The organism is Alkalicoccobacillus porphyridii, from assembly GCF_007293315.1.
In the GTDB taxonomy this organism is placed as follows: domain Bacteria; phylum Bacillota; class Bacilli; order Bacillales; family Bacillaceae_D; genus Alkalicoccobacillus; species Alkalicoccobacillus porphyridii.
Genome location: NZ_VLXZ01000267.1, coordinates 1 through 262 on the forward strand (window position 1 = coordinate 1; position 262 = coordinate 262).

Genomic DNA, 262 nt, shown 5'->3' on the forward strand with positions numbered 1-262 from the left:
ATTAATACATCGGCATGTTCAAACAGCGGGGCGATATTTATATCAATGCGTTCAAGTCCGGTAGTCGGCCCCTGAAAATAACCATGATCAAAGGCCAGCATCACGGTATTACCCGTTTTCGGATTAAATATCCGCGATAAGCGTGACTGCATTCCCCAATCCAGCGCACCGCAACCTTTCAGGGTAAAAGGGATATTTTGTTGCGGTTGATCGGTACGAAAATCTTTACCATCTTTAATATCGTCTAAATCTGCCATAACTT

The 262-nt window shown here is 43.5% G+C and carries 1 pseudogene; it reads right to left on the reverse strand.

From position 1 onward, the window contains the following. A pseudogene (locus FN960_RS24285) lies at positions 1–257 on the reverse strand (3-hydroxy-5-phosphonooxypentane-2,4-dione thiolase LsrF); the annotation flags it as partial. Positions 258–262: the final 5 nt, after the last annotated feature.